At 50.8% G+C, this 23,102-nt stretch carries 15 protein-coding genes; 8 read left to right on the top strand and 7 right to left on the bottom strand.

Annotation, left to right across the window (positions count from 1 at the left end; genetic code table 11):
• Positions 1-51: 51 nt before the first annotated feature.
• The 3 genes from VPR01S_RS17660 to VPR01S_RS17650 form a co-directional block, all read right to left on the bottom strand.
• Positions 52-2,055: a tRNA(Met) cytidine acetyltransferase TmcA gene (locus tag VPR01S_RS17660; RefSeq protein WP_021706736.1), complete on the bottom strand. Its 2,004-nt coding sequence runs from the start codon at positions 2,053-2,055 to the stop codon at positions 52-54.
• A 92-nt stretch (positions 2,056-2,147) separates the two neighbouring features.
• Positions 2,148-3,119: a ParB/RepB/Spo0J family partition protein gene (locus VPR01S_RS17655; protein ID WP_021706735.1), complete on the bottom strand. Its 972-nt coding sequence runs from the start codon at positions 3,117-3,119 to the stop codon at positions 2,148-2,150.
• 7 nt (positions 3,120-3,126) lie between these two features.
• The gene (locus VPR01S_RS17650) at positions 3,127-4,344 is read right to left on the bottom strand and encodes an AAA family ATPase (protein ID WP_021706734.1); all 1,218 of its coding nucleotides are present in this window, start codon (positions 4,342-4,344) and stop codon (positions 3,127-3,129) included.
• Between the two features lie 1,235 nt (positions 4,345-5,579).
• On the opposite strand from VPR01S_RS17650, the gene VPR01S_RS17640 reads away from it, so the two are divergent.
• The 4 genes from VPR01S_RS17640 to VPR01S_RS17625 all read left to right on the top strand — a co-directional run bounded on the left by VPR01S_RS17640 (position 5,580) and on the right by VPR01S_RS17625 (position 9,792).
• Positions 5,580-7,550: a replication initiator protein RctB domain-containing protein gene (locus VPR01S_RS17640; protein WP_021706731.1), complete on the top strand. Its 1,971-nt coding sequence runs from the start codon at positions 5,580-5,582 to the stop codon at positions 7,548-7,550.
• A gap of 838 nt (positions 7,551-8,388) precedes the next feature.
• A complete protein-coding gene (locus VPR01S_RS17635; protein ID WP_021706730.1) occupies positions 8,389-8,586 on the top strand; it encodes a PA3496 family putative envelope integrity protein in 198 nt (65 codons plus the stop codon).
• Positions 8,587-8,721: 135 nt separating this feature from the next.
• Positions 8,722-8,931, top strand: a complete 210-nt coding sequence (locus VPR01S_RS17630; RefSeq protein WP_021706729.1) for a DUF3283 family protein — start codon at positions 8,722-8,724, stop codon at positions 8,929-8,931.
• Between the two features lie 144 nt (positions 8,932-9,075).
• The gene (locus tag VPR01S_RS17625) at positions 9,076-9,792 is read left to right on the top strand and encodes a YebC/PmpR family DNA-binding transcriptional regulator (RefSeq protein ID WP_021706728.1); all 717 of its coding nucleotides are present in this window, start codon (positions 9,076-9,078) and stop codon (positions 9,790-9,792) included.
• A 132-nt stretch (positions 9,793-9,924) separates the two neighbouring features.
• Here the strand turns inward: VPR01S_RS17625 and VPR01S_RS17620 are convergent, their stop codons facing one another.
• The 3 genes from VPR01S_RS17620 to VPR01S_RS17610 all read right to left on the bottom strand — a co-directional run bounded on the left by VPR01S_RS17620 (position 9,925) and on the right by VPR01S_RS17610 (position 13,007).
• A complete protein-coding gene (locus VPR01S_RS17620) occupies positions 9,925-11,586 on the bottom strand; it encodes a methyl-accepting chemotaxis protein (protein WP_021706727.1) in 1,662 nt (553 codons plus the stop codon).
• Positions 11,587-11,806: 220 nt separating this feature from the next.
• The gene (locus VPR01S_RS17615) at positions 11,807-12,199 is read right to left on the bottom strand and encodes a thiol-disulfide oxidoreductase DCC family protein (RefSeq protein ID WP_021706726.1); all 393 of its coding nucleotides are present in this window, start codon (positions 12,197-12,199) and stop codon (positions 11,807-11,809) included.
• A gap of 28 nt (positions 12,200-12,227) precedes the next feature.
• Entirely contained in the window at positions 12,228-13,007 is a 780-nt protein-coding gene (locus VPR01S_RS17610; protein ID WP_021706725.1) for a DUF4344 domain-containing metallopeptidase, read from the bottom strand.
• A gap of 210 nt (positions 13,008-13,217) precedes the next feature.
• Between VPR01S_RS17610 and VPR01S_RS17605 the strand changes: the two genes are divergently transcribed.
• The 3 genes from VPR01S_RS17605 (at position 13,218) to VPR01S_RS17595 (ending at position 17,286) form a co-directional block, all read left to right on the top strand.
• A complete protein-coding gene (locus tag VPR01S_RS17605) occupies positions 13,218-13,844 on the top strand; it encodes a CatB-related O-acetyltransferase (RefSeq protein WP_021706724.1) in 627 nt (208 codons plus the stop codon).
• Between the two features lie 70 nt (positions 13,845-13,914).
• Positions 13,915-14,271 carry a YibL family ribosome-associated protein gene (locus VPR01S_RS17600; RefSeq protein ID WP_021706723.1) on the top strand — a complete coding sequence of 119 codons (357 nt, stop codon included), beginning with the start codon at positions 13,915-13,917 and terminating at the stop codon, positions 14,269-14,271.
• Positions 14,272-14,727: 456 nt separating this feature from the next.
• Complete coding sequence (locus tag VPR01S_RS17595) at positions 14,728-17,286, top strand: hypothetical protein (RefSeq protein WP_021706722.1); 2,559 nt, start codon at positions 14,728-14,730, stop codon at positions 17,284-17,286.
• 68 nt (positions 17,287-17,354) lie between these two features.
• Here the strand turns inward: VPR01S_RS17595 and malT are convergent, their stop codons facing one another.
• Positions 17,355-20,063: an HTH-type transcriptional regulator MalT gene (gene malT, locus VPR01S_RS17590; protein WP_021706721.1), complete on the bottom strand. Its 2,709-nt coding sequence runs from the start codon at positions 20,061-20,063 to the stop codon at positions 17,355-17,357.
• Positions 20,064-20,601: 538 nt separating this feature from the next.
• On the opposite strand from malT, the gene VPR01S_RS17585 reads away from it, so the two are divergent.
• Positions 20,602-23,055, top strand: coding sequence for a glycogen/starch/alpha-glucan phosphorylase (locus VPR01S_RS17585; RefSeq protein WP_021706720.1), 2,454 nt, complete (start codon positions 20,602-20,604; stop codon positions 23,053-23,055).
• Positions 23,056-23,102 lie beyond the last annotated feature (47 nt).

Here is a 23,102-nt window from a genome sequence, read left to right as displayed (position 1 = left end):
CAGACGCTCTGCCAATTTACAGTGTAAACGGCAGAGCCATTCAAGACAGGTTTACAGTGTAAATTGACGTAAATCGTGTCGCAGCTGCGCTTCAACCTGTTTACGCCCTGCTATCGAAAACTCAATGGCACAAGCCTGCCAGCTCCATTGCTGCACTATTTTTCGCACCATCAAATCTGACACGTTCTCCAACCGCGCAGGCGTTGCTGTGAGTATGCAGTCGCGGATCATCGGGGCAACACTGTCGAAGCTGCTTCCACCTTCAAGGTAAAACTCGATTAATGGGCTCAGCCCTTGTGACATCACGGAACGGTGAGAAAGCGGCAATAAACTACGCACATTGTCAGGTTCAATATCCTTGAGGCTGTCGCTCAGTTGGTAAACCAGATTGTGTTCAAACCGCGGACGCGCTTTGATGATCCACTCGGATTGGCCCTTGACCATCAGCAAAGAGTGACAACCACTCGCCTGATCGCGTTGGCTGCCTAACTTAAGCGGTACAAAATCATTGCTTTGCCAAAACTGAATCAGATCGCTGGTGGCACCGAAACTGGTCGACAAATACGAAATGTCGAGCAAGGCATCCAACTGCCTGAGCATCGCCGTTCCCCATCCCTGACGTTGACCGTCTGGGTGGACTGCAATGCGCATGATACGTACGCTGCGCTCGGTTGCGGCCTCCGCACAGCCCAGTTGATTGGCCAAAGTGACCGGCGTCAGATGCCCTTTCGGGCGGCGCGTGCCACGCTGAATGTGCCCGATTAACTCCTCATCCAATCCGCCCTCTTCCACCACTAAAAGGCAACCAAGGCAGACATCGCCATCCAACAACGCAAACAAACGCGTCGCGGAATCTGACAGCAGATGAAACAAGTCATTCGGGGATGTTTGGTAATGGGCGTTGACCAGCAAAGCAAAACACTGACGGACCAATCCAGGTGTCGCCAGCAAATGCGCTTTACTCAATTCGATGAGTGGTGGAAGCAACGTAATGGGAGTTTGAAGCGGTGTCAGCTCACAATCAAGCAAGAAAGTTTGATACAGCCACAATTCCAACGGATCGTCCTGTCCCCAGCGGATAGGCTGATCCAGTTGAATAAAGCGCGCTCCCGGCCGCTCGGTACGTAGCCAATGCTGAAATTTGAGTGTGAAGCCACGCCCACACCCTTCGTACCCATGAATAGTGGTCGAAAATACCAGCCGATGGTATTGCTGTACCATTCGCTTTAGCATCGGGATCGGAATTGCTGATGCTTCATCAACCAACAACAAATCACACTCGATCGGCTGGCGTAACAACTCGTCCGGCGCCACAAACGCGAGTGTTGCCCCCTGATACGTCAATGCCGTTTTAGATTTCTGCGCATCAGGCAACTGGCGTGCAGCATGGTCAAACACTGGAGAGACGTTGGCCAAACGAGGGGCCGTAACCACGATGTGCCGTGGCCGGGCTTGCATTAGCTGTGCAGCTGCTAAACCAAGAGCACTGCTTTTACCCCGCCCGCGATCGGCGGTAAGCACCAAAGGCCGCTTGCGGTGCCCCTCGACGACCTTGATAATGCTTCCGATCGCATCTTGTTGCTGCGCGTAGCGCGCCTCCCCTTCATGAGTGGACGGAAATTCGGGTAACGCGGGCAGCGCCTGACCCTGAATTAACCAGGTCAGACGTCGTAACCCAAGCTCGAGCCAGCGCGCACCGTCATCTTGCTCACCGTTCGATTCTGGCAGCACAATCAACACGCCGCCGCCCTTCAGCGATCCCAACGCCGCACTAAAGCTGTTGGCATCAAAGCCACTCGACATATCACAGATCAGCAGCTCACACTCCTGACCCAGCAGTTGCTGTCCTTGTTTGAACGTGACATGTTGGTTTGGAGAGCCGTGCGTTTGTTGGCCACCGAGCTGAAAAACTTGTGAAGGAGCCAGCGCGTTCAGAGCGGCAGTCACACACTGTTGCTGCCATAGGGTATCGCCTGCCGCCACAATACCGCAGCGAAACAGACCCGGATGAAGACGATGAGCAAGTTGAGTGAAGAATTGCGTTGTGGAAGACATACTGTAATTCGCAGCTACGGATTCGTTGGCGTCATAGTAGCATAAGGCACAAAAAAAGCCGCACTGAGCGGCTTTTAGCAAAATGGATTGGATTAGCTGAGCTTACCCGCAACAAAATCGAGAATGTCTTGCATGGTTTTATCGTCGACTTTTTTCAGGTTGAGTGACAGATTCGCCCCCTTACGGCTGTAACTGGCACGCCCTTTTACCAGCTCCACTTTCGGACTGACCGTACGCTTGGCCGGTGCCAGAGACGCGATCCACTCTTCAATGGTTTCGGTCACTTCTTTGGTCAGACGTGCCACGCCTTGCGCCTGACTGCGTTGCCAAACGAATCCCTCTTTTGACTGGCATTTATCCAACAGTTTTTGCTGGTTGTCACTGCTGAGTTCATTGAACTGTTTGTGCAGCTTCACAATGGTGGGGCGCCCCAGCTCTGCCACACTCGGGTACGCCTGCAGGAGCTCAAGCGGCAAAGACGCCGCTTTAAGCGCGCCGCTCACCAGCGCTTCACTGCACTGAAACATCTTCGCTAATGCTTTCTGATCTTCTGCTTCACCACTATCGAGCTTGAGCTGCATCTCTTTGCCCTTCTCGTACAAAGACAGTGGTTTGTGCGCGTTGGCGACATCAGACAAAAACTTGGCGTGCTCAGTATTGATGCCTTCCGCCACATAAATCAGGAACTCCTGTCCCGACAAAATACACGATTTGCGGCGGCGGCTACCATCCAACACTTCAATTTTGCCATCTTGAGTACGACGTCCGACGGCCGGATATTGCTGGCCTCGTTCACGCAGTGTGCTCAGGACATCCGATAGCGCATGCTCATTGAGGAATGCCTGTTCGCGGGCATTCTCCGCGAATACAACGGTCTGTTGCTCAACTTCAGAGGCCGGAATACGCACCAGCTCAAACGCCACCATCTCTTCACCGGCCACCGCCAGTTCAATCACCTGCGCCTGTTCTTTGGCCGCAGTCTGCGCCTCCTGAGGCGTAGTTGCACGACGCTTGTTCGCTTTGCCAAACAGCTTTGCGTTCAGATCAGATGTTTTAATCGCCATAGTCTACTTACCCCTGATTTAATGATGGCCAATGACTGTGAAGTACACGTTCCAGCTCCAGAGAGCTTTTCTGTACCGCATCCTGCGCGGTCGCCAGCGTCTTTTTACCACCTTCGAAATCACCTGTGGTCAGATCAAACACCGTGCTGTAGGTATCGGCGCAGGTTTCGAATGCCCGGCTCCGCGGGATGGTCGCCATCATCACCTGATCGCCCAGCAGATAGTTCATTTCGGTCAAAACTGATACCTGCTTTTTGTTGTCGTCTTCAAACATCGTCGGCATCAAACGAACAAACTCCAGCCCTTTCCAATCTTCGGGGAACATCTCGTACACCGTTGGCAGGTGCTGGAAGAAGTTGACGGTCGACGCCCAGTCAAGGCGTTTTGCCGCGCAGGGAATCAACAATGCGTTCGACGCATACATCGCATTCCACACCAGCGGATCCACGTGTGGGCCGGTATCGATCATGATGACATCAAAATCGTCAGCAATTTTATCAATCAGAGTTTCTTTCAGCAGCTTAACGATGTCTAACGATTGATTTGTCGACAGGTATTGCCATGCCTCGGCGTTAAACATGGCATCTTCCGGGAACGCAGACACGGTTTTCAGATTCGGGTACTGTGTCGGCATCAACACATTTTTATTCAGAAACTCGTTGTCGATTTCGACCCCATCCGGCACGTTACCGAGCATGACATCAACCGCGGAGTAAATGCTATCATGATCAGAAATACTGATCTGCGGGTTGAGGAACAAACGCAGTGACCCTTGTGGATCAAGGTCAATCAAGCAAATGCGGTAACGTTTATCAAGATTCAGTGCCAGACAAGCCGCCAAATGCACTGCCGACATGGACTTCCCAGTGCCCCCTTTCTGGTTCTGCACATTAATAATCCACGGTTTATTACTTTGATTTTTCTTACGTTCATGGAATTTGGGTACACCAGCAGCATCCATTAACATGTGAGCTTCCGCCAGTGAAATCGAATAGTGGTTGGCATTATTCTTAGTAAACTGATGTCCGGCCTCTTCCATCTTACTGATGGCATCGTCCAGTTTACGTCGAGTCAAACCTGAGCGAGTTTCCATCAATGCTTTTGACATTGGTGGGAAATGCTCATCGCGACGTTCTTCTAATACAATCTCGATACGGTCCGCCTGGACCTGAGCCGTCTGTTCAGCAAGCTGATTCAGATTCTCGATCGTTTGTTCTCTTCTCATGACCAAATTCCGTTGTTAGTGACTAAGTTCGATTGTACAGCAAAATGACACTAACACAATAAAAAGGTGAACATACACTTATACATACCAATCACATTAAATCGAAAATTTTTTAGCGAATTAATGGATCATGTGACAAATGCTCTCAAAAATGCGACGATTTTTTCTTGTGGGTTTCCTTCGCAAATGGTCACACATTAAAAATGTTACAATGTCACCTATTTACAATGTAAAGCTAATACATCAATTTTCTCTTCGGAACGATTATTATGCCTTGCAATTTTACGGGCAGTGTCATTTTGATTTCTCAATCTAGAGAATGTCTTATACTTCTTACGATTCAAACCCGAATTGTCATTGAAGCGTGAATTGATAAACATAGGTGAACCAATCTGGAAGCATGATCAAGTAATCTCTGATGATCATGCTTTCGGCGTTATATGGGGCAGAAGGAAGCATGATCAAGCATCCACACCGCGACCATCATGCCTCACTGCCATGAAGATCCAATGATCGTTTTCAGGATCAATGATCAAGATAGAGGTCTGTTCGGAAGCATGGTTTTTTAAAGCTAGATTACGGAACAATGCAGATAGACACGGGGCTGAAGAGAAATTCAATGCGAAATATGCTGTTAATCAAAATACATTCGGTCAACTGACTTTCATCGTAATGCCACTTGATCATGCTTTCGTGACTAACCCTCAAGTGCTTGTCCACACAGCTTCTAACAAACTTTGTCGGTTCAATTGTCCGGCTAGATAAATTCGTTGTTTTTTTCATCAATATTGCATCTTCCTTGATCATCGTTTCAGCGCGATACGCTTGAGTTAAACCAGAATCATGTCACAAAGAAAAGAGAATGCATCAGGGCTTGTGGATAACATGTGACAATGCGATGATCATGTTTCGGGAAATACGTTGATCATGATTACGAGATGCTGATGATCATGTTTCAGAACGATTTTGATCATGCTTTCAAACAGTTAATGATCATGCTTTCTGGACTACGTTGATCATGCTTCTGACGAGGCTATTTTTTTCTTTATAAAAAACATAACGTTATAAGCAACCAGAGCGTCAGATCATTAGATCACATAATCAATATAGATCAGAATAAACAAATAGATCAGTTATTTAAGAGCCATAATTTTTTCTTTATTTATGATCTTTTTTTCTTTATTCTCCCAGAACTATAGCGATATTACGGCCAATGTGACACGGATCTAATTAGAATGAGTTCGCAAGAGAAAATATTGATCAAGGCGCCTCGCAGCCATAAAGACGGTCACCTGTTTGAAGTGTCAGAAACCGCCGTTGACTGGATCGAGCAATACCAACATTTCAAAGGCGTAACAAAAAGTATCGTCGAACTGTTAAATTTGATCTCATTGCGTGGATTTCGTAGCCAGGATGGTTTGGTTTCTACCACCGAACTGATTGATGCAACCGATGGCCAACTAACTCGCGCTGCGATTCAACAACGTTTGCGTGCTGCTGTTGGTGTGGGCTTGTTTACGCAAATCCCGGTGAAGTTTGAAGAAGGTCTGGCGGGCAAAACCATGCTGCATCGCTTTGTGAACCCGAACCAGCTGATCTCTGCACTTGGCGCCACCAGCCTGGTAACAGAGTCAGTGAAACAGACAGAGAAGAAAAAACGCTCCAAAGCGCTGGCTCAAACTCAGGTCAACAAACGGCTGCTGAACGAACACGGTTTATATACGCCACCGGCCATGAAAGATGAAGCGGATCAGTTCGTCGTTTCTCCTACCAATTGGGCCGGGATCATTGATCAGGCGCTGGCCCCACCGAGAACGCGAAAACACTACCAGAAATCCATGGTGTCGATCTCTGGAACTCGCGCGGTGATCGAAACACGATCGTCGAAAAACATCATGACGGTGGACGATCTGATGACGCTGTTCGCTTTGTTTACGCTAACCGTTCAGTATCATGATCATCATCAGGAAGGCTATCAGCTTGATGCCAGACAAGTTCCCAACAAAACGCCGTTGTACATCACGGATATTTTGTCGTTGCGTGGTAAAAAAGACAGCGGACCAGCACGCGATTCTATCCGTGACAGTATCGAGCGCATTGAATACACCGATTTTCAGTTGCATGAACTGACCGGTCGCTGGCTAAGCGAAAACATGCCAGAAGGCTTTAAGAGCGATCGTTTTCGTTTTTTGGCCCGGACCATTACCGCATCGGAAGAAGCCCCTACAGAGGGCGCTGACGGCGAAATTCGCATTAAACCGAACCTTTACATTCTGGTCTGGGAACCTTCGTTTTATGAAGAGCTGCTGACGCGTGACTACTTTTTCCTATTTCCACCGGAAATTCTGAAGCAGCACACACTGGTCTTCCAACTTTATTCGTATTTCCGTAGTCGTATGGTGCGCCGTCATACGGACGTGATGCTGCTGAGCGAACTCAATCAGAAACTGGCTCGCAATATTGAATGGCGCCGCTTCTCGATGGATCTGATCCGCGAGCTGAAAAAGTTGTCGGAAGGGAAGGGGAGTGAGGATCTTTTCGTGGTCAACTTATGGGGCTACCATCTGACGATCACCACGATGATCGAAAAAGAGAAGATCGTCGACTACCAGGTGGACATTAAGTGCGATGTGGAAGAAGTGCTGCGTTACTCACGCGCTCGCACCACCAATGCGGGTAAGCGTAATATGGCGCCGACGCTGCCTAACCCGCTGCGCAATGAGATGGTGTCAAAACAGAAGCTTGATGAACTGTCTCAGATCATTGATGGCGAGTTTGAACCGATCCAACGTAAAGCGCCCTCACCAAAAGGCAAATTGGGACGTCGGGTTAAGTTGCGCAAGCATCTGGTGGAAATTAATGCCGATGAGATCACCATCACGTTATCCAAGTATACCTCTCCAGAAGCTCTGGAACGCAGTATAACGGCCTTAGCGGCAATGACCGGTCATACCCCTAATTCGATTAAAGACGAGTGTTGTGAGCTTATAGAGAAGCTGGATTGGCTACGTGTCGATGACAATGTTATTCCTTACGAGACGCTGAGTAAGATGGTCGAGCTGTACAACGGCCAGAGTGAGAACAAACATCTGTCGATTGAACGCCTGATTGCGGGTCTGGCGGTAAGACGCAAAGTGTGCAAACAAGTGTACGACGGGCACCTGGATGAAATGGTGTTTCGGGCACTGGATGAAGTCGCGGTGTAAAGTGTGGACAGGGTATCGGCAACGGTTTGAAGCAGAATCACCGATTGAACAAACCTACTACATTCCCCTGACATAACGATGACATTATCAATGCCGGAGCTGACTATAGTTAACCACGAATAGACAACCTTTTGTCCTTTCTGATGAATTAATAGATTGGCTCATATTGTTACATTCATTCTGAATATGTTTGCGAGTTCGTTAGAACTCGCTTTTTTTTGCCTGTAATTTGCCCCGCCGCACTTATCTGTCAAGCCTCACTGAACTTTTTGTCCTGGTTACTCCTTGATCATGCTTACGTGAACATCCGTGTTGAGTTTATTCGTAGCAACGATCACGCCTCGTTCCTTGATCATTGTTCCGACGTCATATGATCCAACCTCTCTGTCCCTTTCAGCTGGCACAATGGATCCGTGGTGTGACCGTCATTACGGGAGCGATGGAGCAATCTAGCGCTTTGGCAGAACACGCAAGTATGGGGGGATAAGAATCTCTTGATCATGCTTTCAGAGGTGACCATGATCTGAGGGGGCTGTCTGATTAAGTGGGGAAACAACGGCAACCATTCAGCGCCGTAATATTACGAGCGTGATGTTAACCAGTCTAAAAGAAGCGGAAAGGGGGGAGTGAAATGAGAGCTGGATCAGACTCCATTTCGACGGCGTAATTCCTTAAATGTACTGCGACTACTGACCGGGAGCAAAGGTTAAATGAGGCAAATATAAATGCGCTGTCGGAATCATTACCGTAGTCACAGATTGACGCGATTGTGCTTAACAACAAATTGCCGCTTTGCTACAGATTAGGCGTCCCTTACATGGTTTGTTCGGAGGTATTTATGTCCATTAATTCAATTGACCATGATGATATGACCAACATTGCAACAAAGTGGGACTTCACGGAAGAAGTAGAAACACAAAAACCCGTAAAAAGCGTGAAATCAGCAGAAGCTCGCCGCCGTATTGAGGCATTACGTGAGATCCGCGAAAGCGGCCTGACGATTGAAGAAGCCAAAGAGTTGGGCATACTGCACTGATGGAGAAACGCTGAATCCGGTTGAACCAGGGGTGGCTAACGGCCACCCTTGTTATTTTGCCGACAAAACCACTTAAAATATGGTGACGCTGTGCTATATTGCGTGCCCAGTTGTCACACAGAGTCGGATAAAATCATGTCGATGAACCTTTCCCTACTGCCACCCGAGGAAAAGAACCGCATTGAGCTGGATAAGCAGGCGTCTTTTCTGGTGTGGAAACTGCGTGAAGCTAAAGGTGGTCCGGAAGAGATCACTGAACAGCTGAGAAAAATTCGTGATGAACAGGAAAAAATCTGGTTTGAAGAGTCCGTCGCGAAATACAAACAGATAATGGGCGTGGCCTGATCCGGAAAAGTTCTTGCTGGTTCCCGATGGAACGTCATTTATTTTTCCAGATTCCGCGGCGTTGGTTATTCAACGAGGCAGAATTGAAAAGGTTCTGCTTTTTGCTAAAATCCCCGCGTTAAATTGAGAAGAGAGAACATCCCGATGGGAAGAAGTTTTGAAGTGCGCAAAGCCTCTATGGCGAAAACCCAAGGCGCAAAAATTAAAGTTTATTCCAAATACGGTAAAGAAATTTACATGTGCGCGAAGAATGGCGGTGCAGACCCAGACATGAACTTGTCACTTAAGCACCTGATCACAAAAGCGAAAAAAGACCAGGTACCAGCACACGTAATCGATAAAGCGATTGACAAAGCGACCGGCGGCGGCGGCGAAGACTACCAGCCAGCGCGTTACGAAGGATTTGCTCCGGGCGGTGCGAGCGTGATTGTTGACTGCTTGACCGACAACGGCAACCGTACTTTCCAGGATGTTCGTCAATGCTTTGTGAAGACTGGGGCGAAAATTGGCTCGCCGGGTACTACTGCTCACATGTTCGATCACCAGGCGGTTTTCCAGTTTAAAGGTGACGATGAAGAAGCGATTCTGGAAGCTCTGATGATGGCCGACGTTGATGTTGCTGACATTGAGCTGGAAGAGGGCGTGATCACGGTGTTTGCACCACACACCGAATTCTTCAAAGCGAAAACAGCGCTGAACGCTGAATTCCCGGATGTGACTCTGGATGTAGAAGAGATCACGTTCGTGCCGCAAAACCACACCCCCGTCAGCGGTGAAGACGCAGAGAAATTCCAGAAATTCCTCGATCTTCTGGATGACTGTGATGACGTTCAGCAGGTGTACCACAACGCTGAACTGTAAGCTCTGTGCTTAATAAATAAAGGCTTCGCACTGCGAAGCCTTTTTTGTCTGTGTCTTTTCAAGCGTCTGCATGCTAGCCGGCAAACCTTGCTGCATGGGGCCGGTGCATTTTTTACACTGTAAATTCAGAGGTTAAACAGTAAATCTCGCCACCAAACCGTAGAGCTCGTTGGCACGTTGATTCAGTGTTTGGCTGCCCTGACGATTGTCGTTGGCCAGTTCTGCAGACTGACTGCTCTGTTCGGAAATCACCACAATGCGCTGAGAGATCTCCTGACCCACCAAACTCTGTTCTTCGGTGGCCGTCGCAATCAGCGAGTTCATGTCCATAATGGTTCCGATTGACTCCTGAATTTTGACCAGCGCTTCTGCGGCGGCGTGCGCTTCGGATACCGTACTGGCACCGCGCGCCTGGCTCGAATCCATCGCTTTCACTGCGTCGTCTGAGGCTGCTTTGAGTCGCTCGATCATATCGTGAATTTCACCGGTGCTGTCTTGTGTGCGGCTGGCCAGTTTACGGACTTCGTCGGCGACCACCGCAAAGCCACGGCCCTGTTCGCCAGCTCGCGCGGCTTCGATGGCGGCATTGAGCGCCAGCAGGTTCGTTTGCTCGGCAATATCCTGAATGACTTCCAAAGAGGAAGCGATATTCTGGACGTCGCCCTCCAAGCGTGAGATGACGCTGCTTGCCTCTGAGACTTCCTGTGCCAGTGCCTCGACGGAGCTAGCCGCAGCATTGACGATGCTTTGCGCATCTTTGGCACTGTCGTCGGCCTCTCGGGCCGACTGAGCGGCTTGGCTGGCATTGTTGGAGATTTCCTGCGCCGTGGTGGTCATCTCTGTCATTGCGGTCGCGACTTGCTCGGTTTCTTCGCGTTGACCAGATGCCAGTTCATCAACTTGAGCGGCGCGGTGTGTCATGCTGTTGGTTTCACTGACGACTTGCTGACCAACATTGCTGACGCTGCGGATGATGTTCTGCAGGCTATGTACGAACTGGTTGAAATTGCCGCTCAGACGTGAGAATTCCGGGGCATTGAAGTTTTCCATGCGCGCGGTCAGATCAGCCTCGCCACTGGCAAATGAACTGATTGAGCGATCAAACAGTTCAAGCGGCTTCATGATGCTGCGGTTGATCATCACTGCAAACACCCCGACGGCTGCCGCAATCACAATACTGAATAAGGCTATTGCGGCCAGCGTTTCGGTCAGCGCTTGTTCTGCGGCTTGCTCCATGTCGGTGATGATGGCGTCAATGTCATCAGTATAAAAGCCGGTGCCCAGCATCAGGTCCCACTGAGGGATATAGATGGAATAACTGAGTTTCGGCAGGGCTTCCGTCTGACCAGGTTTGGGAAAGTAGTAGGTGGTATACTTGCCGATTTTGGCATTTTTCAGCAGATCCTGGATCAGGTAGTTGCCTTGCTTATCCTGCAGATCATAGAAATTTTCACCAATGCCGTTGTCGTTTTTACCCACCAGAATACGTGTGCCTTTGGAGTCGTAACCGAAGATATAGCCGCTGCTGCCAAATTCCAGTTCGCGCAAAATGGGTAGGGCTTCTTGTAAAGAGGCACCGCGGTTAAGTAACGGCGTGACGGCGGATTTCGCCATTTGCACATAATTGTTCAGCTCCGCTTTTTTCATTTCCATCATGTTCAAGCGGGTTTGTTCGGTTTGCTGTTGGTTCAGCTCGGTGGTTTTGATGTAGGTAAAGCTCATCATGCCGAGTGCGATGATAAGCAGGGGCACGATCGACAGCACGTACAAGCGTTTGCGAATGGTCAGACTCATAGCGACTTCCTCTGAAAGTAATAATCCGCATCGACTCAGCAGCGCGGTCGCGACAATAGCCTGTCTCACTACACATCCACAAAGGTGTTATGTAATTAGGTTTCTACGTGTCAGTGATTGGAGCCATCTGCTGGTCGATACATATAGGCCTGATCAATATTAGCGACACTTTGATGGCAAAAATGTGAATAATGATAGTTTTGTAACTATTTGTTGATGGTCAGAGCTGTTTTTTGCACTGACCTTGCTGACAACGTGCGCGTCCGGTCAGCCAACGAGAGAGGGTATAGCGGTTGGCAGCGAACTTAAGGTACGCCCAGTCCGCCAGAGGTCGCAACCACCACCAGCGTAGCGGGGCATACCACCTGCCTTTTCCGACCAACTGCCAGGCGCGGTGTATCGCGTCCAGTCCCAGTAGCAATGTGCCGTCAGCGGTGACGCCATGCAGAATGTCAGACGCCGATTGAGCGTCAATATGTGGGTAGTTGGCGAAATCCGGCGTGTGAATGTCGACCAGCAGCAGGCGCTGGTGCTGATCGTTGCGCGTCAATCGCTGCATTTCGCTCACACACAACGGGCAGTGCCCATCGTAAAACAGGATCAGTTCAGTCATGGATGCGCCTCCGTTGGTCATTTATACGTTATTTCTGCTCGGGCGATCGCGCAGAAGACAAATAGTGATGCCAATTCCGATTCACCCGCTCGAATTGATAAATGCAGAAATCTTTCCGATCCTGCAAATAATCATTTTCCACTTCATCGAGTAAGTGTTGGTAACCGCTCGGATCACTGCCGTACACCAGACATAGGGTCGAGAAGTAGCGTTGCAGATCAAAGCTGTGTTCGTCAATGTATTCACCAAAATCGTAATAGTCGGGACGAAACTCGGACTCAAAGGCGAACATATCGGCGGCGCTGATAGCCATGTCTTGCCCCTCACTGACGTAATTGATCATCATCAGGGTCGCAAAATTGTCAACCGCGTCTTCTTCTTTACCCAGCACCGGAATGTCATTTTCAGCAATGAACGCGTGGCCGACTTCGTGCAGCAGAGTATGCAGCAGCGTGTCCTGAGCCCCCTGGCGCGCCGAACGACCATAGCGTTTTTCGTAGTCATTGTTGCTGAAATAGTCGAGTGAGTCCTGATAGAAGCGATACGGGACATGAATAACATGCTGTTGTGGATCGTACAACGGCCCCTCGCTGCTGCCATACACTATGGTCAGCGGATCCTGAAAACGGAAGTAGCGTTCAGACAGCTCCACAACAATTTGGTTAATGCCGCTACGTTGAATATCCGTTTTTAACGCCTGCTCGTGCTCTTTCGACGGCGGCAGATAATCGATGATCAGTTTTGGTCCGGCCTGCGCTGTAGAGGTCAGTGCCAATGAAGATAAAAGGAAAAAGGGTGCCGTGTGCATCCGCTGAAAACCACAACAATGGATTGGACAAATAGTGTGACACAATTGAGGTGGTTTGCGCTATTCTGTAGCGCGAAGTGGATCCGGAAAGTTGGCAATGAACCCGTTATTGAAGCAACCACGCGTGCAGTAAACATTACTCTGCCGAACGTCTGAGTAATGTCACGAAAATCGTTCCGTGACAGTGATCTGAAACTTGAAGGAATTGTCATGACACAAAAACATTGGTCAAAAATTCAATTGTTGCACCAGGTGGTACAAAATCCGAACATTCATATCAAAGGCACCCACAGCTACTACAGCGATTGCTGGGACCAGGGTTTCGAGCGCTCTGTGGTTCGCTACCTGTTTGGGGATGAAGTCAGCCGAGACTGGCAGCCGAAATGGCCGGTCGATCAGCTCTACATTGGTGATTACGTCTGCATTGCCGCGGAAAGTGTGATCCTGATGGGCGGGAATCATAACCATCGCAGCGAGTGGTTCTGTCTGTATCCGTTTCTCGACGATATAGAACGTTCTTATCAGGGCAAAGGCGACACGATCATCGGGGATGGCGTGTGGATTGGTATGCGAGCGATGATCATGCCTGGCGTGACCATTGGCGAAGGCGCGGTGATAGCGGCCAACAGTGTGGTGACCAAACACGTCGAGCCCTATGCGATTGTCGGCGGAAATCCGGCGAAACCTTTGCGCTACCGGTTTGAACCGGAAGTGATTGAGAAACTGTTGGCGCTGGGGATCTACGATTGGTCGCCGGAAAAGTTTGACGCGCTGCGTCCGTACTTGTGCCAGAGTGACTGGTCGCTGCTGGAACGTGCGCTGGCTGATTTGAGTTAGTTCGCTATAATTTGGGCGCCGGGTCTGATAAACTCGGCGCCCTTTCATTTTCTGACAGAGACAAGAGATCATGAGTCTGAAAAACGATATTCAACACCATCACAATCGTCTGGATACGGCTAAACGTAAACTGGACAGCGCAAAGGCTCGTGGCGATCAGGAGATGATTACCAAGTTTACCGATGAAGTGGACCAACTGGCCAAGAAAATCAATTCACTCAAGGGTAAGCAAGACTACAACATGAACAAAGAACGTAAGTCTTTGCTGGATATGCCATTCTCTCGTGAAATTACCAAAGAAGAACAGGCTGACCTAGGTAAGTTGAAAAAATCGGTCAAAGGTTTGGTTATTGTTCATCCCATGACCAAAATGGGCAAACAGCTGCGTCTGGATGTGATGACGGGCTTTGCTCCGAAAAAATTCTGATCACTCTCCCCATGTTTACAGTGTAAATACGGCCCGGACGTGCATGTGTCGTTCGGGCAAATTGGCATCGCTCTCTACTTTCCTGCCTCCCTTCCTGGTCCGTCTGACGGTTTGCGTTAATGCCCTCAGCGTTAAAGCGATGTGATAAACCTCTTGTTTGGCTCCCCTTCTGCCACCGTGTGGAATTCACGGTTGTTATTGCATATTAAAAACACATCACTTTTGTTGTTTTTATCATTAATGTCAATTTATTAGATATGACACGCAAACTGATTTGAATCGAGGACGACTGGCTCGCGAAAGCCACATTTACCGTTATTTGAACGTTGACGAGATTTGGTATTTTTGTGAGGTGCACTCAAAAAAAATGCAAATAACTCACGGCGTTGAGTGGTTTGTCTGAATGCACGCCTCACAGAAAGAATGTTCATCGATGATTAATTATGGAGAAACAGGATGAATTCTCAACGTTCACTTTTGGCGGTGGCGATTGCTCTTGGGTTAGCGGCATGTGGTAGTGACAGTAGTGGCTCCGAAGCAGGAAATACGGACGGTGGGCAGAGCGCAACGTACTCGCTCAGTGCCAAAGCCGCAGACGGGTATTTAGTGGGTGCCAACGCGTGTCTGGATATCAATAACAACAAAGCTTGTGATGACGGTGAGCCTGCCGCCGTCACCGGAGACGGCGGCGAGTTTTCTCTCGATGCTCTGACGCAGACACAGCTTGAGCAAGGGGTTGTACTGATTGAAGTGGTGGCTGGACAAACCATAGACACCGACAACCCGGATTTGGTGCTGAGTCAGAGTTACACCCTGAGTGCGCCGCCGGGAGCGACGTTTGTCAGCCCGCTCACCACGTTAGTCCAGCATGAGATTGAAAACGGGCGCTCTCTGGAGCAGGCCACGGCAAGCGTTCAGGAAACGCTGGGACTGAGTCTGGATCTTGGCCGTGATTACATTGCGGCCAAGGCGTCAGCGGAGCTGACTGCTGAACAGCAAGCGGACTATGAGACGCTACATCGCGTGGCGCAGGTTACGGCTTCGATAATGGCGGAAAACCACGAGGGGCTGGCGCAAGTCGCGGCAGGGGAAGGCATCAGTGCGAAGGCGCTGGCGTCATTGATCAACGAAGAAGTCAGCCGGGTACTGACCACGGTGGTGAGTGAAATTGCGACGGCGGGTGATCAGTTTGCGGCGCACACGATCGCCTCCGGCATCAACCGTGATCATATTGGGTTGGATCGCTCGAACTTGGTGGAAAAGATCAAAGCGCATCAGGCTGACAAGCAAGCCGTTAGCGCGGATCTTGCGAAGCTGCTCTCGTCTGGTGGCCTGTATTGGCTGGACGGCGAAACTGCCGATCATGAGGCCCGCTCTGTACAGTATGGTCAGCTGTCGCTGAGCCGCGATGGCGAGGTGGAAGACGCTAAACAGGTTTTTGATTATGCCCGTGGGCAATTTGTACCCGCGGAGCCGAAAGGCGATCGCGGACAGATGGTACTGACAGATCAAGGCTGGAGCGCCGAGGACGACACGGTTGTCCAGGTTCGAGTGCTGGACGATAATGCACTGGAACTGGTGAAGGGCAGCTCGGTTCTGAATGAAATTATCACCGCCAAGCAGTTGAATGTCGGTGGCGTGAATGTGCGTACCCTGTTGCAAAGAGAGGGTGGTAACGGTGTCTGGGCGGATGTGTTGCCCACAACACTGACGTTCCCGGATAACATGAAAGCGTACCAACTCACCAGCAGCAACGCGAGTCACGGCTTTTACTCGTTTAATAAAGGCCGTTGGTGTGATGAAGCGAGAATGGCTGAACTCAACGGTATGTGTAATGGGCTCAGTGCCTTTAAAGATGGCCAGGATACCTGGCTGACCACGTTGGCCGCCACGGCCTCACAAGATGAGAGTAACCGCGCTGGCACGTTTGCGAATGCCGATCTGATCCCGATGGGCGGTGTGGCAACCGGAGGAGTGTATGCCCAACTGTTGAGTGACGGCCAAGTGGTGTACTACTCCATGCCTTGGGACTGGAGCACGCCGTATGCGCGCTACGACGCCACCGGCACCTGGCAAGATATTCGTGTCAATGGGGTTACTCTGCGAGAAGTGACACTGCCGGTTTCACTCGCTGCTCAAACCACTTGGAGTAACTTTAACTCTGCCGACAATAAAGCCTACCTGTCTGTGGTCGATGGTTTCGTGCGGGTTACACATTTTGTACAGGCGAACAGCGGCGGAGAGGAGTACGTGTTTGACCGTGAAGGGATGCGTTTTCTTCTCGACAATTACGCACAGCCGATGACATTACAGGCGTGTCTTGATGGATTGCCAGATGCCGGATATACGGCTCAGATCGGTGATCGGCAGGTGTACGCCGTACAGCGCTCAGTACCGTGGCAGAATGACGGCGCGATGACGGATTTTGTTTATCGTTTTGAGCATGCTGGCAGCCAGTTTTCCTGGTTGACCGACAGCAACGTGACGGGCTTGCCTGCCGCATTGGGTCAGGCTGGTCTGACCCAAACCGTGGTCACCGGCTATGATGCCAAAGGGAGCCACGTGTTTACTGAAGAGCAGTATCAGGACGCGGACTTTTTCTATGGTCTGAATGGACACGATCCGGTGCAAATCGAGCGGTGGGGCAGCGTTAAAGTGGTCTTGCCAGCACCAACCGGAAAAGAGCAGGTCAAACTGGGCGTGACGACCTCATACGGTCAGTTTGCGACGGTGACACTTGGCCAGATCCTGGACGCGGTGGAAGAGACGCCGGTTGAGCAACTGACATCACGCCGCTTTACCTATGGTGAGAAATATCTGGGGAGTGAGCGTGTCACCGTGGCTGCCGGCACGTTTGAAGCGTGTAAGGTGTACAGTGAAACCGTGTTCGCTGATGCGACGGACAAGGCGACGGTGTGGATGACGAACCGTGGTGTGGTGAAGCAGTGGCGCCAGGAACCTTCCTGGGAGGCGGAAATTCACATGCAGGCGACCAGTTTACCGGCTGTGCGTTAAGTTACCACGAGAGCAAAAAGCCAGCGTAATGGCTGGCTTTTTTGCTTTAAGGGTAGGGATGTTGCACGTCAAAAGCCCATCAATTGCAACAGATTTTCTGCGGTGCGGATCGCCTCTTTCCGGTTGGCGATATTGAGCTTCTGGTACAGGTTACGGATGTGGGTTTTGATTGTCGTTCCGGCCACATCCAGCTCCTGCGCAATCTGCTCATTACTGAAACCGGAGTAGATCAGACCGAGTACCTGCCACTCTCGCTGCGTCAGCGGGCTGGTGCGCACCAGTTCCGGAATATTCGGATGGTTGACCAGCTTTTCAACAAACTCCTCATCGAAATGCACAGAGCGGCTGCGCTGAGTGGTGGAGATGTCTTTCATCAACTGCTGAGCGCGGTGACGTTCGAGATCGCCGAGTTCGGCGCGGCTGGTAAGGCGTTCAAGCAGATGACCAATTTTGGCACCGTCGACGAGGAAATTACCGAGAATGCCGGTCTGGTTGGTCATCTCCAGTGCTTCTTTCAGCTTGCTGCGCGCTGTGTCTTCATCGCCACGGGTACTTGCCATGACGGCTTCAACGATCAGGTTGCGGTTGATGTCTGTCACCAACTGATATTCCTGCGCTTCCTGCTGCAAAAAGGCCAGTGTTTCTTCCGCCTTAGCAAATTCACCGAGATTGATGTAGGCGCGGGCAATATTGCGCCATTGCAGTTGGGTGAAGTGGTTGCAGGCTTTTTGTGGCCGGCTGGTGGTGGCCAGCCACTGCTGGATGGCATCAAGATCCCCGCGTGCCTGCCAGAACAAGATAAGCGACAGAGAGGCGTTGGCGGTCCAGTCCACGTGGTAGGTGGATTGCTTCATCAGGTGGACAATCTGATCGATGAATTTTGCGGCTTTGTCGAGTTCACCACGGCCTATGGCGATACGTGCCAGCATCGAATAACTGTGCAGGTGTTTGCTGGGATCGTGATTGCCAAGCACATCCAGACCTTTGTAAGCGCACTCTTCAGCTTCATCCAGGCGGTTCCAGCACCACAGAATTTGAGCGCGGATGCGCAGTAGGAATTCGTGCAGTGGAACCTGTTGTAAGTGTTGCTCTTCAATCAGTTTAAAGGCGTTGTCTTGCACCTCATACGCGGCCTGAACGTAACCTTGCGCGATCAGAATTTCGCTTTGCTGCAGCATGGCCCACAGCGCCTGGTGGTAGACCTGATACTGACGCGCCAGTTTTTCGGTCTGTTGCATCATTGGCAGGGCGCGGCTGAGCTGCCCGAGCACGTGATTCACCTCGCCAACCACAGAGGTGGCGACAATGCGGCTGCGGTAGATGGTATTGTCCAGCTGACTGAGCGCCAGTTCAGCCAGCTCAAGTGCGTTTTCCGGTTCGTTCTGGTTGATGGCAACCTGAGCCCGCAACGCGTTGAACTCCCCTTGCTCTTTGGTACTGAGTACCACGTTAAACGCGCGCATCTGTTCATCGGCTTTGCGCAACAGATCACCGACATCATTGTAGCGGTGCTGACTTTGTGCCAGCCAGGCCTGCAACATACACAGTTTCGGTTCACTGTAGAGCTGCTCCGGGGTCAGGGACTCTATCGCCGCTTCCAGCGTTCGCAGTTCACCACCATTGAACATCTGCCAACCGTACTGGGTGACAATATCGGCCACCAGCTGTGAGTTGTCGGCTTTCTGAGCGTGACGCAACGCTTGATGGGGCGCATTTTGTGCCAACCAGGCGCTGGCAGCGGCTTTATGCAGCTCCAGCTCTTTTTGTGGCATGCGCGCCATGCGTTCGTGAGCGAGAAATTCGCCAAACAGATTGTGGAAGCGGTACCAGTTCTGTTCACCTTCCAGCGGGTGAATGAAGAGACCGAAACGGTTGAGCGATTCAATCATACTCAGGGCGTCATCGCGTCCGGTCAGGGCACAGACCAGCGCATCGTTAAAGTTGTCCAGTACCGAACACTGCATCAGAAACTGACGGGTTTCCAGATCCAGCAGATCAAACACCTCTTCGACCAAGTAGTCCCACAGATGCGCATTATTGAACTGGGAAACGGATTCCATCGACTGGATCAAGGTACGCTTTTGATGCTGCGCTTGTAATGCGATCAACTGCAACGCAGACGGCCAGCCCTCCACATAAGAGCGCAGATTGTCGGCGGTGGTATCGTCAATCCCATCACTGACCCGTTGATTGAAAAAGCGGGTGGTTTCTTCGGTGTCAAATGCCAGCAATTCATGACCGATCTCGATCATCAGATCGCGGACACGCAAATTGGCGGTGCCTAAGGGAGGCGCCGCTCGACTGGTGACCACCAGCGTCAGATTATCCGGCATGTGCTTGAGGAAAAAGCGCATGGCTTCATGGATATCGTCGTCGGCAATCAGATGATAATCATCCAGTACCAGATAGCACTCCTGATGAAAGTCCGACATTTCACTGAACACTTCGCCAAACAGAGAGTGCGGCGAAGAGAACTGGCGTTTCTCCGCCAGTTTCTGCGCATTCGGGCAGGAAAAGTGGGTGGCTTTGTTCAGTGCCTGCAGCATGTAATTCATAAAGCGGAACGGGTCGTTGTCGCTTTCGTCGATGCTGTACCAGCCGACATTCGGTTTGTCCGACAGCCACTGGGCTGCCATGGTGGTCTTACCGTACCCCGCTGGGGAGCGGAATAGCACCAGTTTATAGCAGGGTGCCTGCTGTAGCAGCTCGAGAACCCGCGGACGAACAATGGCGTTATGCAGCCGTCCCGGCCGGGTCAGTTTAGAAGGAATCCACATGGTTGAATTTCAGCCCCTAATTAAATCAGTCCTCAAGGTCAGTAGAACTATCTACTGACCGAATTATTAAGATGGTACTGGAAGTCGCTGGTGACGGTTATTGATCGAGGACGAGATTTTTGCTCGTTTCACAAAATTGGTGCTTCTACGCCCTGTAAGTGTGAGTTTGGTCAAATTTGTCTGGCTTTGAATCGTCCCTTTGCGCCATTGGTTACACCGGTTTGGTGGTTGGCGATGCGAAATGACGCCTTAATATGTGATCTGTGTAGTATTCTGCTCATTTGTGTATTTTTCCTTCAACCTGCGCGTCACACTCTGAATGTATGCTCAATGCGTTGGTGTTGTGATCTGACTCACTGCTGCGTTTGTCCGATGGCGGCAGTTATGAGAGTTGGATCACTGAGTTGTGTTGTATCCGCCCTCTACGCCCTGAGCCCTCATCCTCCTCCTGCCAAAGTTTAGGAGGATGTTTCGATTGCACTGTCGATGCACGATACGTCTCAGATGGATTAAAACTAAAAGTAAGTGAGATTTCGTCATGAAACCTGCGCAACAGAAACACTTTGATAAAGCTTCTTTCCAAGCGAGTGTGAAAAAGCACCTTTCTGCGACCTACGCAACCACCGTTGAGCATGCGAGCAGCCGGGCCTGGTATCTGGCTATGGGCCGTGCCTTAGCGGAAATGACCACCTTCGACATGCTGCAAACCGAACAAGACGACAAGATCCGTCATGCTAAGAGCGTGAACTACCTGTCGCTTGAGTTTCTGATCGGCCGTCTGACCGGCAATAACTTGATCAGCCTCGGATTGTACCAACAGATCACCGATGCTATGGCAGAGCTGGGGCAGAGCCTGACCGATCTGCTGGAGGAGGAACGTGATCCGTCACTCGGTAACGGTGGTCTGGGTCGCCTGGCGGCGTGTTTCATGGACTCGCTGGCAGCTCAGGAATTTCCGACCGTCGGTTACGGCCTTCACTATGAATACGGCCTGTTTAAGCAGTCGTTTAAACAGGGTCATCAACAAGAAGCACCGGATGCCTGGTGCGGGGTTGAGGGTTACCCGTGGGAAGTGGCGCGTCCGGATTTGGCGCAGGAAATCGGGTTCTACGGTCACGTGGATGTTTACCAGGAGAATGGCAAAGAGAAACGTCGTTGGGTACCGGGGATGTCTGTAAAAGCCATGCCGTGGGATCTGCCGATTGTCGGTTATGAAAGTGACACGGTGTACCCGCTGCGTTTGTGGGAATGTCAGGCGATCGCTCCTTTCTCGTTGGAGAGCTTTAACAATGGTAACTATTTTGAAGCGCAGCACGCCTTGATTGATGCGGGTAACATCACCAAAGTGTTGTACCCGAATGACAACCATGAAAAAGGCAAGACACTGCGTCTGATGCAGCAGTACTTCCACAGTGCTGCGTCGGTGCGTGATATCCTGCGTCGTCATGAAGAAGCAGGCCATACCCTGGCTTCGCTGCCGAAGTTTGAAACCATCCAACTGAACGATACACACCCGACGATTGCGATCCCAGAGCTGATGCGCATTCTGCTGGATGACAAATCGCTGTCATGGGAAGACGCGTGGGCGATCTGTTCTAAAACGTTTGCCTACACTAACCACACTTTGCTGCCTGAAGCACTGGAAACCTGGGACGAGTCTCTGATCCAGCGTCTGTTGCCGCGTCACATGGAAATCATTTACGAAATTAACCACCGCTTCTTGCAGGAAGTTCGGGCGAAATGGCCGGGCGATGTAGCCAAACAGCAAAAACTGTCGATCATTCAAGACGGTTTTCACCGAATGGTTCGCATGGCCAACTTGTGTGTGGTCGGCTCTTACGCAGTCAACGGTGTTGCGGCGCTCCACTCTGAACTGGTCAAACGTGACCTGTTCCCGGAATTTGATCAACTGTACCCAACCCGCCTGCAAAACGTGACCAACGGCATCACGCCGCGTCGCTGGCTCAAGTTCTGTAACCCAGGCCTGTCAGCTTTGATTTCAGAAAAGATTGGCGACCAGTGGCCAGCAGATTTGGATCAGCTGGAAGCGATCGCGCAGTACGCCGATGACACCAGATTCCAGCAACAGTTCATGGCGGTGAAGAAGCAGAACAAAGAGCGTCTGGCGAAATGGGTCAAAGACAACATGGGGATCGATCTTGATACTAATGCGATCTTTGATGTGCAAATCAAGCGTCTGCATGAATACAAACGTCAGCACCTGAATATGCTGCACATTCTGTCGCTCTACCACCGCTTGATCAACGATCCGGACTTTGACATGGCGCCGCGCGTGGTGTTTTTCGCGGCGAAAGCGGCACCGGGTTATCATCTGGCCAAAGAGATCATCTACGCCATCAACAAGATTGCCGATAAAGTGAACAACGATCCTCGTATCGGTGGCAAACTGAAAGTGGTATTCGTTCCGGATTACCGCGTCAGCATGGCGGAAATCATCATTCCGGCGGCGGATGTGTCCGAACAAATTTCGACGGCGGGTAAAGAGGCTTCGGGTACCGGCAACATGAAGATGGCGCTCAACGGAGCGTTGACGATAGGGACGATGGACGGTGCCAACGTTGAGATCCGCGAAGAAGTCGGCGATGACAACATCTACATCTTCGGTCTGGAAGTGGATCAGGTCGAAGCGCTGAAAGCGTCCGGCTACAACCCTTATGACTACTACAATGCGGACCCGTTGCTCAAAGCGTCGCTGGATCTGTTGTTGGGGGATGAATTTACTCCGGGCGAACCTGGCAAGCTGAGAGCCACCTATGACAGCCTGCTCGACGGCGGCGATCCATATCTGGTGCTGGCGGACTTTGCCTCTTATGTCAAAGCGCATGAGGACATGGACAAACAGTACCGCGAACCGGCGGGCTGGGCGAAGAAAGCGATACTGAACACCGCATTGGTCGGCAAGTTCAGTTCCGACCGCAGTATTCGCGATTACGTGAATAACATCTGGAAACTGGAAGCGGTTCACCGTTAATCCAAATAAGCCAAGGCTCGAAGAGCCTTGGCTCTGTCACTTATAAC

This window comes from Vibrio proteolyticus NBRC 13287, assembly GCF_000467125.1.
GTDB lineage: Bacteria > Pseudomonadota > Gammaproteobacteria > Enterobacterales > Vibrionaceae > Vibrio > Vibrio proteolyticus.
Note: the sequence above shows the minus strand (reverse complement) of the source record. Positions and strands in the feature narration are given on the sequence as shown.

Excerpts from the sequence above, each read along its gene's own strand:
- VPR01S_RS17660 (WP_021706736.1), bottom strand. The coding sequence starts at position 2,055 with ATGTCTTCCACAACGCAATTCTTCACTCAACTTGCTCATCGTCTTCAT.
- VPR01S_RS17655 (WP_021706735.1), bottom strand. The coding sequence starts at position 3,119 with ATGGCGATTAAAACATCTGATCTGAACGCAAAGCTGTTTGGCAAAGCG.
- VPR01S_RS17650 (WP_021706734.1), bottom strand. The coding sequence starts at position 4,344 with ATGAGAAGAGAACAAACGATCGAGAATCTGAATCAGCTTGCTGAACAG.
- VPR01S_RS17640 (WP_021706731.1), top strand. The coding sequence starts at position 5,580 with ATGAGTTCGCAAGAGAAAATATTGATCAAGGCGCCTCGCAGCCATAAA.
- VPR01S_RS17635 (WP_021706730.1), top strand. The coding sequence starts at position 8,389 with ATGTCCATTAATTCAATTGACCATGATGATATGACCAACATTGCAACA.
- VPR01S_RS17630 (WP_021706729.1), top strand. The coding sequence starts at position 8,722 with ATGTCGATGAACCTTTCCCTACTGCCACCCGAGGAAAAGAACCGCATT.
- VPR01S_RS17625 (WP_021706728.1), top strand. The coding sequence starts at position 9,076 with ATGGGAAGAAGTTTTGAAGTGCGCAAAGCCTCTATGGCGAAAACCCAA.
- VPR01S_RS17620 (WP_021706727.1), bottom strand. The coding sequence starts at position 11,586 with ATGAGTCTGACCATTCGCAAACGCTTGTACGTGCTGTCGATCGTGCCC.
- VPR01S_RS17615 (WP_021706726.1), bottom strand. The coding sequence starts at position 12,199 with ATGACTGAACTGATCCTGTTTTACGATGGGCACTGCCCGTTGTGTGTG.
- VPR01S_RS17610 (WP_021706725.1), bottom strand. The coding sequence starts at position 13,007 with ATGCACACGGCACCCTTTTTCCTTTTATCTTCATTGGCACTGACCTCT.
- VPR01S_RS17605 (WP_021706724.1), top strand. The coding sequence starts at position 13,218 with ATGACACAAAAACATTGGTCAAAAATTCAATTGTTGCACCAGGTGGTA.
- VPR01S_RS17600 (WP_021706723.1), top strand. The coding sequence starts at position 13,915 with ATGAGTCTGAAAAACGATATTCAACACCATCACAATCGTCTGGATACG.
- VPR01S_RS17595 (WP_021706722.1), top strand. The coding sequence starts at position 14,728 with ATGAATTCTCAACGTTCACTTTTGGCGGTGGCGATTGCTCTTGGGTTA.
- malT (WP_021706721.1), bottom strand. The coding sequence starts at position 20,063 with ATGTGGATTCCTTCTAAACTGACCCGGCCGGGACGGCTGCATAACGCC.
- VPR01S_RS17585 (WP_021706720.1), top strand. The coding sequence starts at position 20,602 with ATGAAACCTGCGCAACAGAAACACTTTGATAAAGCTTCTTTCCAAGCG.